This is a genomic window from Bacillus sp. NPDC077411, from assembly GCF_044543425.1.
GTDB classification, from domain to species: Bacteria; Bacillota; Bacilli; order Bacillales; family Bacillaceae_G; genus Bacillus_A; species Bacillus_A bruguierae.
This window is the reverse complement of the sequence record NZ_JBITWA010000038.1, coordinates 1-15062: the sequence shown is the minus strand read 5'-3', so window position 1 is coordinate 15062 and position 15062 is coordinate 1. Positions and strand designations below refer to the sequence as shown.

General features: G+C 36.9%; 16 protein-coding genes, 1 tRNA gene, 1 rRNA gene, 1 other RNA gene and 1 other annotated feature. Of the genes, 4 read left to right on the top strand and 15 right to left on the bottom strand.

Annotation, left to right across the window (positions count from 1 at the left end; translation table 11 throughout):
• Positions 1–257: 257 nt before the first annotated feature.
• The 7 genes from ACIGHG_RS25230 to tadA all read right to left on the bottom strand — a co-directional run bounded on the left by ACIGHG_RS25230 (position 258) and on the right by tadA (position 4694).
• Positions 258–527 (bottom strand): pro-sigmaK processing inhibitor BofA family protein, encoded by a 270-nt coding sequence (locus ACIGHG_RS25230; protein WP_336474678.1) that lies wholly within the window; start codon positions 525–527, stop codon positions 258–260.
• 125 nt (positions 528–652) lie between these two features.
• Positions 653–874, bottom strand: a complete 222-nt coding sequence (locus ACIGHG_RS25225; RefSeq protein WP_336474677.1) for a YaaL family protein — start codon at positions 872–874, stop codon at positions 653–655.
• Between the two features lie 15 nt (positions 875–889).
• The gene (recR, locus tag ACIGHG_RS25220; RefSeq protein ID WP_336474676.1) at positions 890–1486 is read right to left on the bottom strand and encodes a recombination protein RecR; all 597 of its coding nucleotides are present in this window, start codon (positions 1484–1486) and stop codon (positions 890–892) included.
• A 14-nt stretch (positions 1487–1500) separates the two neighbouring features.
• A complete protein-coding gene (locus ACIGHG_RS25215; protein WP_090920126.1) occupies positions 1501–1827 on the bottom strand; it encodes a YbaB/EbfC family nucleoid-associated protein in 327 nt (108 codons plus the stop codon).
• Between the two features lie 70 nt (positions 1828–1897).
• Positions 1898–3583 carry a DNA polymerase III subunit gamma/tau gene (dnaX, locus tag ACIGHG_RS25210; RefSeq protein ID WP_336474675.1) on the bottom strand — a complete coding sequence of 562 codons (1686 nt, stop codon included), beginning with the start codon at positions 3581–3583 and terminating at the stop codon, positions 1898–1900.
• Positions 3584–3854: 271 nt separating this feature from the next.
• Positions 3855–4119, bottom strand: an RNA gene (gene ffs / locus ACIGHG_RS25205) — signal recognition particle sRNA large type.
• Positions 4120–4196: 77 nt separating this feature from the next.
• Positions 4197–4694: a tRNA adenosine(34) deaminase TadA gene (gene tadA, locus ACIGHG_RS25200; protein WP_336474674.1), complete on the bottom strand. Its 498-nt coding sequence runs from the start codon at positions 4692–4694 to the stop codon at positions 4197–4199.
• Positions 4695–4767: 73 nt separating this feature from the next.
• Between tadA and ACIGHG_RS25195 the strand changes: the two genes are divergently transcribed.
• From ACIGHG_RS25195 to ACIGHG_RS25185, 3 genes are all read left to right on the top strand, one after another.
• A complete protein-coding gene (locus tag ACIGHG_RS25195; RefSeq protein WP_336474673.1) occupies positions 4768–5304 on the top strand; it encodes a cysteine hydrolase family protein in 537 nt (178 codons plus the stop codon).
• 227 nt (positions 5305–5531) lie between these two features.
• On the top strand, positions 5532–6170 hold the full coding sequence (locus ACIGHG_RS25190; protein WP_396551189.1) for a deoxynucleoside kinase: 639 nt from the start codon (positions 5532–5534) through the stop codon (positions 6168–6170).
• Positions 6170–6838, top strand: a complete 669-nt coding sequence (locus tag ACIGHG_RS25185; RefSeq protein ID WP_336474671.1) for a deoxynucleoside kinase — start codon at positions 6170–6172, stop codon at positions 6836–6838. The genes ACIGHG_RS25190 and ACIGHG_RS25185 overlap by 1 nt, the downstream gene beginning before the upstream one ends.
• Positions 6839–6874: 36 nt before the next feature.
• Here ACIGHG_RS25185 and ACIGHG_RS25180 read toward each other — a convergent pair whose 3' ends face one another.
• From ACIGHG_RS25180 to guaB, 7 genes are all read right to left on the bottom strand, one after another.
• Positions 6875–7249, bottom strand: coding sequence for a sigma factor-like helix-turn-helix DNA-binding protein (locus ACIGHG_RS25180; protein WP_090920109.1), 375 nt, complete (start codon positions 7247–7249; stop codon positions 6875–6877).
• A 171-nt stretch (positions 7250–7420) separates the two neighbouring features.
• Positions 7421–7513 (bottom strand) — tRNA-Ser (locus ACIGHG_RS25175).
• A 185-nt stretch (positions 7514–7698) separates the two neighbouring features.
• The gene (serS, locus tag ACIGHG_RS25170; RefSeq protein ID WP_336474670.1) at positions 7699–8973 is read right to left on the bottom strand and encodes a serine--tRNA ligase; all 1275 of its coding nucleotides are present in this window, start codon (positions 8971–8973) and stop codon (positions 7699–7701) included.
• 49 nt (positions 8974–9022) lie between these two features.
• Positions 9023–9244, bottom strand: a binding site (T-box leader).
• Positions 9245–9298: 54 nt separating this feature from the next.
• Positions 9299–9889 carry a pyridoxal 5'-phosphate synthase glutaminase subunit PdxT gene (gene pdxT, locus ACIGHG_RS25165; protein WP_090920104.1) on the bottom strand — a complete coding sequence of 197 codons (591 nt, stop codon included), beginning with the start codon at positions 9887–9889 and terminating at the stop codon, positions 9299–9301.
• Positions 9890–9906: 17 nt separating this feature from the next.
• Positions 9907–10791 carry a pyridoxal 5'-phosphate synthase lyase subunit PdxS gene (gene pdxS, locus ACIGHG_RS25160; protein ID WP_211482641.1) on the bottom strand — a complete coding sequence of 295 codons (885 nt, stop codon included), beginning with the start codon at positions 10789–10791 and terminating at the stop codon, positions 9907–9909.
• Between the two features lie 163 nt (positions 10792–10954).
• Positions 10955–12274, bottom strand: coding sequence for a serine hydrolase (locus tag ACIGHG_RS25155; protein ID WP_336474669.1), 1320 nt, complete (start codon positions 12272–12274; stop codon positions 10955–10957).
• A gap of 104 nt (positions 12275–12378) precedes the next feature.
• Positions 12379–13842 carry an IMP dehydrogenase gene (gene guaB, locus ACIGHG_RS25150; RefSeq protein ID WP_090920098.1) on the bottom strand — a complete coding sequence of 488 codons (1464 nt, stop codon included), beginning with the start codon at positions 13840–13842 and terminating at the stop codon, positions 12379–12381.
• A gap of 116 nt (positions 13843–13958) precedes the next feature.
• Between guaB and ACIGHG_RS25145 the strand changes: the two genes are divergently transcribed.
• Positions 13959–14945, top strand: coding sequence for a YaaC family protein (locus ACIGHG_RS25145; RefSeq protein ID WP_396551186.1), 987 nt, complete (start codon positions 13959–13961; stop codon positions 14943–14945).
• 39 nt (positions 14946–14984) lie between these two features.
• Here the strand turns inward: ACIGHG_RS25145 and rrf are convergent.
• Positions 14985–15062 (bottom strand): 5S ribosomal RNA (rrf, locus tag ACIGHG_RS25735); the annotation flags it as partial.

Sequence of the window (15062 nt, the reverse complement as noted above, 5' to 3'; positions counted from 1 at the left end):
GAGCCAGGATCAAACTCTCCAATAAAGTTTGTCTAGCATCATAAATAAAAATTGACGTTTCACGTTGTTTGTTTCGTTTAGTTTTCAAAGTTCAACATCGCATTTCAGCGACTTTTATAATGTATCACGTTTACCTCTTACCGTCAACTTCTTTTTTCTTTTGTCGTTGACGACGTTTATTAATTTACCACATTAATAATTTGCACGTCAATACTTTTTCTAAAAAAAACAACCAAGCTAAAAAACAAAAGTTTTTTCTAGCTTGGTAAAATGTATAACTTAATAACTATAAGCGCACCGATACCTGGCAAACCCAAAAAACCCGAAACAAATGTAGTACCGACATTAATAGGAAGATGAAAATTAAATTGTGTCCCTACTATATTCACGGCAAACAACAACAAAGCTCCTATTACAATTTTGACGAGTAATCTTCCTACAAAACGAAATGGCTTTATAGGAGCACCGACAATTAGTAAAAGAAATATTAACGTTAATATACCACCGATAATCAAACTACGTTCCATGCGCTCCTCTCCCTTACAACTTGTACACTATATTTGTATGGGAAAAAGAAAAAAAAAGACCGTTAAATTTTTTTCTTGAAAATAAAAAGTCGAACTGAAAAAGCATTTCCCGTTCGACTTTCCTTTTATAACTGTTCCATTTTCACAGGACGCCTTTTCGCTTCCTTCAATAGATAGAAGTATTTCGCCTCGGCCAGCTTCAAATAACACAATACATCTTCTGAAGGCTCAATACTTTGTTCTACAATTCTTTTTTGACGTATCCACTCCGTCTTCACTTGTTCTAACAATACAATTAATTTTTCATCATATTCTTTGCGCAACTTCTTTTTTTTTTGAAAAAACATCTCTATTTCTCCTACTTATAGTTCTCTTCGGCCCTCTAACGCTTTCGATAGCGTTACTTCATCCGCGTATTCTAAGTCACCACCAACCGGTAGCCCATGTGCAATACGAGTTACTTTAATCCCCGTTGGCTTTAACAGACGAGAAATATACATCGCTGTTGCTTCTCCTTCAATATTCGGGTTTGTTGCCAGAATAACTTCTTGCACAGTTTCATCATGTAGTCGTTTTAATAATTGAGGAATATTAATATCTTCTGGACCAACTCCCTCCATCGGAGAAATGGCACCATTTAATACATGATATACTCCCTGATATTCTTTCATCTTCTCCATTGCAATCACATCTTTTGGCTCTTGTACAACACAAACAACTGATTGATCACGATGAGAATCATCACAAATATAACAAGGATCTCGATCTGTTATATGACCACAAATAGAACAGTACGTTAAGTTTCGCTTTGCATTAACAAGTGACTTCGCAAAATCTAATACGTCATCTTCTTTCATATCCAATACGAAAAAAGCCAAACGAACCGCTGTTTTCGGTCCGATACCTGGCAATTTCATAAAGCTATCAATTAACTTCGAGATTGGTTCTGGATAGTGCATCTATGACCAACCTCCTAGAACATACCGCCTGGTAAATTCAATCCTTTTGTAAATTGTCCCATTGTAGAATTCGATAGGTCTTCCGCTTTCTTTAATGCATCATTTGTTGCAGCTAATACAAGGTCTTGTAACATTTCAATATCTTCTGGATCTACAACTTCTTCTTTAATTTTCACTTCTAGAACTTGTTTATGGCCATTTACGATAACCGTTACCATACCGCCGCCAGCTGTTCCCTCAACTGTTTTTTCACCAAGTTCCTCTTGTGCTTTTGCCATTTGTTTTTGCATTTTTTGCATTTGTTTCATCATGTTATTCATATTTCCCATTCCACGCATCATAATAATTCCTCCTAATTTTCGCCTAATGGATGTTTACATTTTAGAAAGAAAATTCCATTTAAGGCGTACTTTATTCCTTTATTTCAATTAATTGCTCACCAACTATTTTTACAGCTTCTTCTACAAGGGGATCTTTCGGCTTCTCTACTTCCTCTGAAGGATCACCTTCATTTTGCAAGAACCCCTCACGAATTTTTCCCCATTCACTTTTTGGAATTGCAATCATTTGCAATTTCTTTCCAAACAGTTCAAAGAGAATTTGTTCTACCGTATCTGTTGCTTCACGATTTTCACTCGCCATTTTACAATGAATCTCATACTTAAAAGCAAGAACATAAGAAGTAGTAGACGCCGCTACCGGCTCACTGTTTTCTAGCAAAACAGCATAAGCGACTTTATTATAACTTTTCAATCGCTCTAACAGTTCACCCCATGCACTTTTCAACTGCTCCAAATCTTTACGAGTTGCTTGCTTTAGCACTTCATGAACACGACCGATTGGTATTTTCATACTACCAGAACGACTCGGCTTCGGTGTAGCCTTTGTTTCTCTCACTTCCTGTTGCATTGAAACCGGTACACCATGCTGTTTCATTTTTTCTAATTCCTGTTCTAACTGTTGCATTCTTTGTAACACAGCTTGCAAGCGATCCGCTCCATTTACTTTCATCGCAAACTGCTGACACAATTGCACCATAACCACTTCTAAAAAAATACGCGGATGATTTGTCCATTTCATTTCTTGTTGGCTTTTACTAAGCATATGAATAATTTCATAAATCATTTCAGGCTGCATATCCTGACTTAACTTTTGAAATGAATCATCAACAATAACTCTCTCCAACATATCCTCTAGCTGCGGTGAAGTTTGATACAAAAGCATATCTCGGTAGTAGTAAATGAGGTCTTCCATGAAGCGAAGTGGATCTTTCCCTTGATTCATAATATCATCAACAATACGAAGCGCTTTCGATACATCATTTTCATATATACTTTCTACAAGGTTCGCTAAATACCGCTGTGATACGGAACCCGTAACCGCTAATACATCCTCTACCGTTACCGCTTCATCACTATAAGAAATTGCTTGATCAATTAAACTTAGCGCATCACGCATACCACCTTCTGCGGCACGCGCTACAATTTGAAGTGCTTCCTCGTCCACTTTCGTTCCTTCGTTGTTCATAACAGTTGTTAATCGTTCTACAATATCCTGTACTGATATTTTGCGGAATTCAAAACGCTGACAACGAGAAATAATCGTTGGTGGAATTTTATGTGGTTCTGTCGTTGCCAAAATAAAGATAACATGCTGCGGAGGTTCTTCTAACGTTTTTAATAGCGCATTAAACGCTCCCATGGAAAGCATGTGAACTTCATCAATAATATATACTTTATAGCGAACTTCGCTTGGAGCATATTTTACTTTATCTCTTATATCTCGAATTTCATCTACACCGTTATTCGAAGCCGCGTCAATTTCTAATACATCTGAAATAGCACCTTGTGTAATCCCTAAGCATGCAGGACATTTATTACAAGGTTCATCTGTAGGAGCCTGCTCACAGTTAATTGCTTTTGCAAATACTTTTGCAATTGTTGTTTTCCCTGTTCCTCTTGGGCCAGAGAATACATAAGCATGTGACGCTTTCTCTTGAAGAAGGGCATTTTGCAACGTTTTCGTCACGTGCTTTTGACCGACTACATCTCCAAATTTCTGCGGTCTCCATGTTCGGTATAACGCCTGGTATGACACGAAAATACGGCCTCCCCCAAAGGTTATTCTCTTGTTTATCTCGCTATTCGTAAACAGCAATCTCGCCAACTCAAATAAAAAAGTTAAGTGGGGATACACCGCTCGTAAAAGCCTGATTCGTTCAAGCAATAATCAATGTAGGATAAAAAGCCCCCATTGATTAAAGTTTCACTTTATTATAACCTATTCTGATTCTAGATTCCAAAAGTTATTTTCCATACAAAAAACCCATCCTATTCATATAGGATGAGTTTGTATGCATATATAACTGCCGTGCACCTTCTGTCGATTACGTACCATAAGCGTTACTTAAGCAGTTAGCTCGGTTCAGGCACTCCTGCGGCACACGAGAAGACCCGCTTATTGCTGCTTCCTTCCGGACCTGACAAGGTTCACGGGGTCCCGTTGCGCAGGACCCAAACGTCAACGCCACTTACTTAAGGCAGACCCTACAGTAACATAACCTCGAGAAGGGATTCGGCCTCGCTAGAGCGGATTGCGAGTACAGGGCACCGCTACCTCCCCGCTTAGCACGGCAAAGTTAAAACCATATTTAGTTGCCTCATTTGAAGGCAATCTCAGTATAACTTGTTTCCTAAAAAATTGCAACGTGTTAGCAAAGAGTATTTTTATCCAACTCTTCCTTCTCTTTCTTCCTCTTTTTACGTAGTTCTCGAAAAAAATTTGTTAATAAGCTTCCGCACTCTTCTTCTAATACACCAGCTACAACTTCAGATTGATGATTAAACCGATCCTCTGTTAATAAATTCATTAATGTACCAGCACATCCACCTTTAGGATCAGCCGCGCCATATACAACGCGTTTTACACGTGATAATACAATGGCACCAGCACACATTGGGCACGGTTCTAATGTGACATATAACGTTGCATTTTCTAAACGCCAAGTCCCTAATCTTTTGCAAGCATCATCAATCGCTAACAATTCAGCGTGAGCAACTGATCGCTGCTCTGTTTCACGTAAGTTATGCGCACGACTTATCACTTCACCATCCACAACAACAACCGCACCAATTGGTACTTCTTGTATTTCTTCGGCCTTTTTTGCCTCTTCTATCGCAAGTTTCATAAAATAAATATCTTGTTCCATAACAAATTCCTTTCATCGCAAATAACTTTTCTATATTCAATCCAATCTAAAGAGAAAGGAAAGGAGATTACATATGAAAAATACAGCACTTCTTATTATTGATATGATCAATGACTTCCAATTTTCACACGGACCTATCTTAGCACGAAAATGCAAAAATATTACAGAATCGATTTTACAACTCAAACAAAAAATGAAAAACTCCGGCTGTCCAATTATTTACGTAAATGATCATTATCATTTATGGAGAGCTGACATTAATGAACTCATTACCTATTGCACAAATGAACACAGTCAAGACATTATAAAAAAGATTGCACCTGCAAACGATGATTATATTTTTATTAAACCACATTATTCTGCTTTTTATGAAACACCCTTAAATTCATTATTGGGTCATTTAAAAATTGAAAATCTTATCTTAACAGGAGTGGCCGGAAATATATGTATCCTTTTTACCGCGAATGATGCCCATATGAGAAATTATCAATTATATGTACCTGAAGATTGTATTGCCTCTAATTGCGATCAAGATAACAAACATGCCCTGCGTATTATGGAAACCACTTTAAAAGCAAATACTTCTCCATCATTTCATTTACAAATGTAATAACATAAAGTGAAACTTCCATCAGTGGAAGTTTCTCCCCACTTACCTATCCTCTTCGCTTCTCTATCAATCTTGAGGTGAGAGTCTTACTGTTCACGAATAGCGGGATAAATCAATTTTTTAACTTTTTACGACAAACTAACCCTTTCTCACTCCTCTTATGCTACAATAGTTCTGTTTTGTGCTTTTTATTCGCATCAAACCATGTTTTGAGAGGAGGCAACAGAGTGACTGGAGTACCATTTATTACAGTTGAAGGACCAATCGGTGTCGGAAAAACTTCACTCGCGAAAGCGATATCGACTCACATGCAACTCTATTTATTGAAAGAAATAGTTGATGAAAATCCTTTTTTGGGAAAATTTTATGAAAACATCGAAGAATGGGCTTTTCAATTAGAAATGTTCTTCTTATGCAACCGATATAAACAATTAGAAGACATTGATACAAAATATTTAAAACAACATATACCTGTTGTAGCAGATTATCATATATTCAAAAACTTAATTTTTGCATCTCGAACATTACAAGGTACACAATACGAAAAATACATGCAAATTTATCGTATCTTAACACAAGATATGCCGGTTCCAAATGTCATCGTGTATATAACAGCAAGTTTAGAAACACTACAAAAACGAATCGCCATGCGTGGACGTGAATTCGAAAAAAATATAGATCCTAACTATTTATTGCAACTTATTAAAGATTACGAAGTGGCAATGGAAACGTTCAAAAAAGACCATCCAGACATTCCTGTATTAAAATTCAATGGAGATAACATGGATTTTATAAAAAATGAATCGGACTTACATGTAATCTTATCAGCATTACAAAACAAACTGACAAAGGAGATTAACCAGTAATGAATTTGAGACAGAAATATGATATTCCAAATGATGCTGTTATTACGATTGCGGGAACAGTTGGTGTTGGAAAATCTACAATGACAAACGCCTTAGCAAATGCACTTGGTTACCGTACATCATTTGAAAAAGTAGACTCTAATCCATATTTAGATAAATTTTACGGAGACTTTACGCGCTGGAGCTTTCACTTACAAGTTTATTTCTTAGCAGAACGCTTTAAGGAACAAAAAAGAATCTTCGAATATGGCGGAGGATTTATTCAAGATCGTTCTATTTATGAAGATACAGGAATTTTTGCCAAAATGCATTATGAAAAAGCGACGATGACTGCTACAGATTATGAAACGTATAAAAGCTTATTTGATGCAATGGTTATGACACCTTACTTCCCACATCCTGATTTACTTATTTACTTAGAGGGATCATTTGAAGATATCGTAGATCGCATTAAAGAACGCGGAAGACCGATGGAACAACAAACACCAATTGAATATTGGAAAGAAATGCATGAACGCTACGAAAATTGGATTAATGACTTTAATGCTTGTCCTGTATTGCGTCTTAATATCAACGAATATGATATTTTACAAAACGAAAATTCAATTGAACCAATTATTAAGAAAATTGGTCGCTTTTTACAACAAACACGTAAACTTGTAAAATAAAAAAACCCGTGCAATTGCACGGGTTTTCCTATGAACTTAATTTTTCTTTTTCGTCGGAGCAATAATTTCGCTCTCTGATTTTCCTGCATTAATACGCTGACGTACAGTGCTTACACTAATATTATACGCTTCAGCAATTTCTTTTACCGTCATTTCTGTCCCGTTAATAACAGCTGTAATTACTTTACGTTTTGAATCTGCCTTTTTCTCGACTTGTTTTGACGTCTCTACTTTCTTCACTCCTTGTTTCACATCACAGATGCAACCACAAAGTTTACGAAATGTTTCATCACTTACAATACGAGATACGTTTGCAGCACTGTTTAAAATTTTATTTTTCTTGCAAACGGGGCATTGTACATAATATAGTGTTTTTCCGTCAAGCGGAAACGTTTGTATAATAATATCCATGGCCATGGTAGCTCCTTTCATATCTATGAAGATAATCCTCGGAATATGAGTGTTCCTATAAGAGGTTCATTCTCCTATATGCTACTTCCTGATTGGTTAAAATAAAAACTCGTTACGTGTTGGTAACGAGTTCTCCAATCTCCACTTATATGCGCTGTTGTCAATTATATATGGCGGAGGAAGAGGGATTCGAACCCCCGCGCGGCTCGCACCGCCTGTCGGTTTTCAAGACCGATCCCTTCAGCCAGACTTGGGTATTCCTCCGTGTTGATATGACATGGAATATAATATCAAAAGAAAAATGGTTCGTCAACCCTACTATAATAGATAATATAAAAAGGAAAGAGATTTTTTCTCTTTCCTTTTCTCATAAAATGTATCCTACTCTATTAAATAGCTCAAATTTATTATTATAAAATAACAATAAGTGTATATTAATAAGAATGGATTTATTTAATTACAGTTTTTCCTCCCATATAAGGACGAAGAATTTCTGGAATGATAATAGAACCATCTTCTTGTTGGTAGTTCTCTAAAATAGCAGCTACCGTACGACCAATTGCAAGTCCAGATCCATTTAATGTATGAACATGCTCTGGTTTCGCTTTTGTGTCACGGCGGAAACGAATATTTGCACGGCGTGCTTGGAATGCTTCAAAATTACTACAAGAAGAAATTTCACGATATGTGCCATAGCTAGGAATCCATACTTCAATATCATATTTCTTCGCTGCTGTAAATCCTAAATCTCCTGTGCACATACTCATTACACGGTATGGAAGACCCAATAATTGTAATACGCGCTCTGCATCATTTGTTAATTTTTCTAGTTCTTCATAAGAATCTTCAGGTTTTACAAATTTCACAAGCTCTACTTTATTAAATTGATGCTGACGAATTAAACCACGTGTATCACGACCAGCAGATCCTGCTTCAGAACGGAAGCATGCACTAAACGCCGCATAACGAATTGGCAATTGTTCGCCATTTAAAATTTCATCACGATGCAAGTTTGTTACAGGTACTTCAGCTGTAGGAATTAAGAAATAATCTTCACTTTCAATACGAAACGCATCTTCTTCAAACTTTGGAAGTTGCCCTGTTCCAATCATACTTGTACGATTTACGATATACGGAGGTAAAATCTCTTCATAGCCATGTTCCTCTGTATGAAGATCAAGCATGAAGTTAAATAAAGCACGTTCTAACTTCGCACCTGCCCCTTTATAAAATACAAAACGGCTACCTGTTACTTTCCCAGCGCGTTCAAAGTCTAACATACCTAAATCCGTTGCAAGATCCCAATGCGGCTTTGGTTCGAACGTAAATTCTGGAACATCTCCCCATGTACGAACTTGCACATTATCATCTTCCGTTTCACCATTTGGTGTAGATTCATGTGGAATATTTGGAATAGATAACATTAATTTCTCAAGATCTTCTTCAACTGTACGAAGCTCATTATCAAGCTCTTTAACTTTATCGCTTACTTCACGCATTTCTAAAATAAGCGCCTCTGCATCCTTCTTTTCGCGTTTTAATACAGAAATTTGTTGAGATACTTCATTACGTTTACTTTTTAGCTCTTCCGTTTGTACAAGTAATTCTCTTCTCTTTATGTCTAATTCTTCAAAGCGACCAAAGTCTGTTAAGTCTTCGCCTCTATGTTGCAGTTTCGCTTTCACTTCTTCAAAGTTTGCACGCAAAAATTTAATATCAAGCATAATATTTCCTCCTTTATTTTTACAAAAATAAAAAACTCCCGTCCCTATACAAAGGGACGGGAGTTAACCCGCGTTGCCACCCTAATTGAAAGCATACTTGCTTTCCTCTCAAGTAGAGATAACGGCTCTTCACCGGAAATGTTTACTAGCCAACAGACTGTTCCACATTTCACTCCAGGATGGATTCACAAGTCGCCTCTATCGGTTTCCACCAGCCACCGACTCTCTATAAGAAACGCCTCTTGCTACTACTTCCTATCAACACATTTATCATATAAAATAGTTACCATCAATTTACTATAATCTTACACAAGTTTCAAGTCACTTATACAGCTTTTTTCATTTTTGCTTCCTTTACCATCTCTACAAAATAAGCTGTAACACGGTAATCATCTGTTAATTCTGGATGGAAAGAAGCTGCTAATAAATGATTTTGACGAACCGCGACCATACGATCTTCATATGTGCATAATACTTCGATATGATCTTCTACATCTACAACATATGGCGCACGAATAAACACGCCAATAAAGTCTTCGCCTACTCCCTTCATCGAAAGAGCAGCCTCAAAACTATCTCTTTGACGTCCAAACGCATTGCGTTCAACTGTAATATCCATTACACCAATATGTGATTCCTCATATCCAACAAGGTTCTTTGCAAGTAAGATCATACCTGCACATGTACCAAACATCGGTTTTCCTGCTTTAGCAAATTCACGAAGAGGTTCCATGAAACCATATTTATCAATAAGACGGCGCATCGTTGTACTTTCACCGCCTGGTAAAATAAGTCCATCTACTTCCTCTAATTGCTCTGTACGCTTCACAATCACCGCTTGTGCACCAGTTGCTTCTATTGCACGTACATGTTCACGAACCGCTCCTTGAAGTCCTAATACACCGATTGTAACCATTTCAAAAACTCCTTTAATTACCAACCACGCTCTTGCATGCGTTGTTCTGGTAATAATGTTGAAATTTCAACACCTTTCATTGCATTACCTAGTCCTTTAGAAAGGCGAGCGATTAATTCATAATCTTCATAATGCGTTGTTGCTTCAACAATCGCACGTGCAAATTTCTCTGGGTTTTCTGATTTAAAAATACCAGAACCTACAAATACACCATCTGCACCTAGTTGCATCATTAATGCAGCATCTGCTGGCGTTGCAACACCACCCGCTGCAAAGTTCACAACTGGTAAACGGCCAAGGCGCTTAATTTCAAGTAATACTTCATAAGGAGCACCAGTATTTTTTGCATATGTCATTAATTCATCTTCACGTAGACTCGCAACTTGACGAATTTCTGCATTTACTTGACGCATATGACGTACAGCCTCTACGATATTCCCTGTTCCAGGCTCACCTTTCGTACGAAGCATTGATGCACCCTCAGCAATACGGCGTGCTGCTTCACCGATATCACGGCATCCACATACAAATGGGACAGTGTAATCACGTTTATTTAAATGGTACACTTCATCAGCTGGAGTTAATACTTCACTCTCGTCAATATAGTCTACTCCTAACGATTCAAGTACACGCGCTTCCACAAGATGACCAATACGGCATTTTGCCATAACTGGAATTGATACAGCACCCATTACTTCTTCTACAATTGTTGGATCTGCCATACGCGAAACGCCGCCCGCTGCACGAATATCAGCTGGAACACGTTCTAATGCCATAACAGCAACCGCACCTGCCGCTTCTGCAATTTTTGCTTGCTCAGCGTTAACTACGTCCATAATGACGCCGCCTTTTTGCATTTCTGCCATTCCACGTTTTACACGCTCTGTTCCTGTTACATTTATCATGTACAAAAACCTCCCTAGGTGAATTACTTTTCCCCACTAACGGTGAAAATTAAGAATACTCTTACATTCTACCATTATCTATTAGAGATTTGTCTACTATTTTTTTGGATAAAATAGGTGCGAAAAATAGTAAATAAAAAAGCTCCCTTATCGGGAACTTTTAAAACCAACCTTTTACAGTATCCACTGTACCATTCCATATACCACTAAAGAAAGAACCAATGCTTCGCATAGAAAGAACGAACCAATTCGCCTTTTCTACTTCTTGTTTTGATACAAGATCTACTTGCATAGATTTACCAGTCAAGAATCCCACATCATTGTTATCTTTTGCTGATACAGTCATATAACCAAGTGTTGTGCCTTTTTTAATTGGCGCTTCATTCTCTTTATTTACTGCTTTGAAATCTGTTTTATAAATATCTTGACTTCCTTTTGGCACTGGAAGTACAATCTCTTCCTTCGTCTGTACTGGTACCTCTGTATCTTTTGCTTTATTTACATGAACTGTTTCATGACCTTTTACTTGAGAAGCTTTTGGATATACCGTTTTCGTTTGGAAATTTGTAAAGCCATAATCAAATAGTTTCTTCGTTTCCGCAAAACGCGCTGTATGGGAATTCGTTTTAATAACAACAGAAATTAAACGCATACCATTGCGTTCTGCTGTACCTGTAAAACAATCTCCAGCTTCCGGAGTAGAACCTGTCTTCAGACCATCCACACCCTCATATTGCATAACTAAACCTTTTAACATCCAATTCCAGTTATCCATATTCACTGGATACTTTCCGCCTTCTTGAAATACCTTTTTCGGGATTTTAGATGTCTTTAACATGTCTGGATAATCTTTAATTAAATGCTGCGCTAAGATTGCACAATCTCTAGCAGACATTTTATTCTCTTCATCCGGAGATGTGCCTTCAGGCTGCTTCCCTTTTAAATCTTTATTCGTTAACCCTGTACAGTTTACAAATTTATAATTCTTTAATCCAAGCTCTTTCGCTTTATCATTCATCATCTTAACAAAATTAGCCTCTGAGCCAGCAATTAACTCAGCTAAAGCAATTGTTGCACCATTTGCAGAATAAATTGCCATCGCCTCGTATAACTCTTTTACAGTATAAGTACCACCATTTTCTAATGGGACATTTGATAAAGAGCGGTCTTGCGAAATAATATGAGCATATTCAGAAACTTTTGTTTGTTGATTCCACTTAATTTTCCCTTTTTCGACTGCATCATGGACTAAATACTCACTCATCATTTTTGTCATACTTGCAATTGCTAATAGTTCATCTGGGTTTTTTTGATATAAAATTTTTCCAGATTTCGCTTCCACTAAAATTGCCGCATCTGCTTCAACATTCAATGCAGAATTTGTTTCTGCAAACGCGCTGCTGTATGTAAAGAACATGCTGCAAAATAGTGTAAGTACTGTTACAATCGCAATCATTTGCCTACGAAACATACCTTTCACTGTTGTTACCCCCAATACATTTGTACTCACATAAACGTTATTCTAACACAATCAAAAAAAAATAGACAGAGATACTAAATCTCTGTCTATTTTTATATCAGACATTATAATGAATAGTTTGGTGCTTCTTTTGTAATTTGAACATCATGCGGATGACTTTCACGTAATCCAGCACCTGACATACGGATAAACTGTGCATTTTCACGCAGGAATGTTAAATCAGCTGCACCGCAATATCCCATACCTGCACGTAATCCACCAACTAATTGGTGTACCGTATCTGCTAAATGACCTTTAAATGGAACGCGGCCTTCAATTCCTTCTGGAACAAGTTTTTTATTACCTTCTTGGAAGTAACGATCTTTACTTCCTTTTTCCATTGCTCCAACAGAACCCATACCACGATATACTTTAAATTGACGACCTTGGTAAATTTCTGTATCTCCAGGGCTTTCTGCTACACCAGCAAACATACTTCCAAGCATAACAACGTGCGCACCTGCTGCTAATGCTTTTACAATATCACCAGAATATTTAATTCCACCATCAGCAATTACTGGAACACCGTACTTACGAGCTTCTGTTGCACAGTCATACACTGCTGTTAATTGAGGAACACCAACACCAGCTACAACGCGTGTTGTACAAATAGAGCCTGGTCCAATACCAACTTTAATAATGTTTGCACCTGCTTCAATTAATTCGCGAGTTGCCTCCGCTGTTGCAACGTTACCAGCAATAATATTTAATGTAGGATATTTAGCCCGAACTTCTTTTACTTTGTCAGCTACATTTTTGTGATGTCCATGAGCTGTGTCAAGAACAATTACATCAACATTTGCTTTTACTAATGCATCGATACGTTGCATTGCATCAGCTGTTACTCCAACAGCTCCTCCTACTAATAAACGACCTTGTTTATCTTTCGCAGAATTTGGAAACTCGATTACTTTTTCAATATCTTTAATTGTAATCAAGCCTTGTAATACACCGTTATCATCAACAAGAGGAAGTTTTTCAATTTTATGTTTTTGCAAGATTTTTTCAGCATCTTCTAGTGTAGTATGAACTGGAGCTGTAATTAAGTTCTCTTTCGTCATTACATCTGAAATCTTAATTGAATAATTTTGGATAAAACGCATATCACGGTTTGTAATAATCCCTACAAGTTTTCTTTCTTCTGTATCATTTACAATTGGAACACCTGAAATGCGATATTTCCCCATCAAATGTTCTGCATCGTATACTTGATGATCTGGAGTTAAAAAGAAAGGATCTGTAATAACGCCACTTTCAGAACGTTTTACTTTATCAACTTGCTCAGCCTGTTGCTCGATAGACATATTTTTATGAATAATTCCAATTCCACCTTGACGAGCCATTGCAATAGCCATCTCAGCTTCTGTTACCGTGTCCATCCCCGCACTAATTAAAGGAATATTTAATTGTAAAGTTTCGGATAAAACTGTTTTTATACTTACCTCTCTTGGTAATACATCCGATTTAGCTGGTACAAGTAATACATCATCAAACGTTAAACCTTCTTTAACAAATTTAGATTCCCACATAAATGATTCCCCCCATGATACCTGAAATTATTATTAGTAGCTTAACAATTGGTTAAAATACTGTCAAGAAAGACTGTATATGTTAGAATTTTCTAAAAACAGAAGGAGAGTATATAATGCAGCATTCATCGAACATTTGGGAAAAATTAAGCTTTTTTCTTTCTTCTACTCACACGCAACATTATCTTACCCGTTGCTATAAAAAATTAGGTAATACAAATACTGAGAAAAAAAGCTTCGAGAATTGTTATCCTTTTATTTATTACTTAGAGCATGGAAAAAATTATTACCAATTATGTGATACTGCTCCATTCTCCATTAAGCCCGTATTACTATTTTATGGAATGAGCCAACTTCTAAAAGCTTGTTTGCTTACAGTTGATCCTAATTATCCTGAATCAACTTCTGTATTAGCACATGGGGTTACAACAAGAAAGAGAAAAAAACAGAGTTATCAATTTATGGATGATGAAGTGAAAATTCAAAAACACGGACTATTCACTCAAGTTTCAGAACAAATGTTTCACATGAAACATTTGGAAGGGGAAAAATATACAATGCAAGAGCTAATGCAGCGTATCGCTGAATTAGCGGATTTATTCCTGTACAGCAAAAGAAAAAATAACCTATATAAATTAAAAGAAGTGACGGAAAATATCTTTACTTTCCCGACTCACATTTTAGACACTTTTCATATGACTGAAGAACGTTTTATACGGTATATGGAAGGAATCGGAGGGAATCTTAACGTTCGATATACAAACTTTAAAGAAAGTGACTCGCATTTGTATTTCTCAGCTTCCATAAAACAACGGGACCCATTATACAGTGCTCCCTTTACATACAATCATTATACAGATACTTATTATTTACCTGCTAATGGCGAAACGACCCCTGTTCTTCCGGAATTACTTATACACTATCTCTTGCTTTATAATTTAAGTATGATTTCCCGCTATGAAACAGACTGGTGGTACGATTTACTTGGCAGTTATGCTTCTGAAGATTATCCGTTTATTTTTCAATTTCTAGCTGTCACAGCCGAAAAAATACCGTACTATATTTATTTATATCTAATGGGCCAACATAATACGATTTCTTAGGAAATAAAAAAGACGAGTCCACTGACTCGTCTTTCGTTTGCCTGGCAACGTCCTACTCTCACAGGGACAAAGTCCCAACTACCATCGGCGCTAGAGAGCTTAACTTCCGTGTTCGGT

Bases quoted from the DNA above. Each gene is read 5' to 3' on its own strand.
- ACIGHG_RS25230 (WP_336474678.1), bottom strand. From the start codon at position 527: ATGGAACGTAGTTTGATTATCGGTGGTATATTAACGTTAATATTTCTT.
- ACIGHG_RS25225 (WP_336474677.1), bottom strand. From the start codon at position 874: ATGTTTTTTCAAAAAAAAAAGAAGTTGCGCAAAGAATATGATGAAAAA.
- recR (WP_336474676.1), bottom strand. From the start codon at position 1,486: ATGCACTATCCAGAACCAATCTCGAAGTTAATTGATAGCTTTATGAAA.
- ACIGHG_RS25215 (WP_090920126.1), bottom strand. From the start codon at position 1,827: ATGATGCGTGGAATGGGAAATATGAATAACATGATGAAACAAATGCAA.
- tadA (WP_336474674.1), bottom strand. From the start codon at position 4,694: ATGGAACAAGATATTTATTTTATGAAACTTGCGATAGAAGAGGCAAAA.
- ACIGHG_RS25195 (WP_336474673.1), top strand. From the start codon at position 4,768: ATGAAAAATACAGCACTTCTTATTATTGATATGATCAATGACTTCCAA.
- ACIGHG_RS25185 (WP_336474671.1), top strand. From the start codon at position 6,170: ATGAATTTGAGACAGAAATATGATATTCCAAATGATGCTGTTATTACG.
- ACIGHG_RS25180 (WP_090920109.1), bottom strand. From the start codon at position 7,249: ATGGATATTATTATACAAACGTTTCCGCTTGACGGAAAAACACTATAT.
- serS (WP_336474670.1), bottom strand. From the start codon at position 8,973: ATGCTTGATATTAAATTTTTGCGTGCAAACTTTGAAGAAGTGAAAGCG.
- pdxT (WP_090920104.1), bottom strand. From the start codon at position 9,889: ATGGTTACAATCGGTGTATTAGGACTTCAAGGAGCGGTTCGTGAACAT.
- guaB (WP_090920098.1), bottom strand. From the start codon at position 13,842: ATGTGGGAATCTAAATTTGTTAAAGAAGGTTTAACGTTTGATGATGTA.
- ACIGHG_RS25145 (WP_396551186.1), top strand. From the start codon at position 13,959: ATGCAGCATTCATCGAACATTTGGGAAAAATTAAGCTTTTTTCTTTCT.